1 protein-coding gene is annotated in these 1214 nt (G+C 43.6%); it reads left to right on the top strand.

The window, feature by feature from the left end; all coding sequences use genetic code 11:
* The coding region (locus ADS77_RS21100; RefSeq protein WP_152960658.1) for an SdrD B-like domain-containing protein at positions 1 to 1214 on the top strand (1214 nt) is incomplete at both ends.

The following is a 1214-nucleotide window of genomic DNA, read 5'->3' as shown; positions in this document are numbered from 1 at the left end:
ACTGCAAGCAACCAGCTTGTTGACTTTACAGAGCAAAATCCCGATACAGCGACTATTTCAGGGCGTGTGTATTTTGATGAAAACCAAGATGGCACCATTGCAGATAACGACACGTTATTAACGAATGTCGATATTACCTTAACGGGTAAGGATATCTTCGGTTCAGACATTAACTTTACCGCGCAAACAAATGCGCAAGGTGAATACACGTTCGCTGATTTATTTGCCTCAGATGCCAATGGATACACCGTGGCGCAAACACAACCCGCGCTTTATAAAGACGGTGTTGAGCGTAATAGCTCGGGTGCTATTGCAGGCTCTGATCTAACGGATACAGTGACTGTTGTGCTGACGACAAGCAACGAGCTTGTTGACTTCACAGAGCAAAACCCAGATACAGCGACTATTTCAGGGCGTGTGTATTTTGATGCAAACCAAGATGGCACCATTGCTGATAACGATAAGTTACTTGCTGGCGTAGCGATTACCTTAATAGGTAAAGATATCTTCGGGACTGACATTAACCTGACAACGCAAACAAGCGCGCAAGGTGAATACACGTTCGCTGATTTATTTGCCTCAGATGCCAGCGGTTATAACGTCACGCAAACTCAACCCGCGTTTTATAAAGATGGTGTTGAGCGTAATAGATCGGGTGCTATTGCAGGCTCTGAAACAACTGATTCGGTCACAGTTCAGTTAGTGGCTAACAATAATGAGTTAGTCGATTTTACTGAGCAAAACCCAGATACAGCGACTATTTCAGGGCGTGTGTATTTTGATGCAAACCAAGATGGCACCATTGCTGATAACGACAAGTTACTAGCCAATGTAGACATTACCTTAATAGGTAAAGACATCTTCGGTTCAAGAATCTCGTTAACGACGCAAACGAATGCGCAAGGTGAATACACGTTCGCGAATTTATTTGCTTCAGATGATAATGGTTACACCGTGGCGCAAACGCAACCTGCGCTTTATAAAGACGGTGTTGAGCGTAACAATACAGGCATGATTGCAGGCTCTGATCTAACAGATACAGTTACCGTTGTGCTTTCTACAAGCAATCAGCTTGTTGACTTCACAGAGCAAAACCCAGATACAGCAACTATTGCAGGGCGTGTGTATTTCGATGAAAACCAAGATGGCACCATTGCTGATAACGACAAATTATTAGCCGATGTAGGCATTACCTTAACGGGTAAAAATATCTT

This window comes from Pseudoalteromonas porphyrae (assembly GCF_001298125.1).
GTDB classification, from domain to species: Bacteria; Pseudomonadota; Gammaproteobacteria; order Enterobacterales; family Alteromonadaceae; genus Pseudoalteromonas; species Pseudoalteromonas neustonica.
Note: the sequence above shows the minus strand (reverse complement) of the source record. Positions and strands in the feature narration are given on the sequence as shown.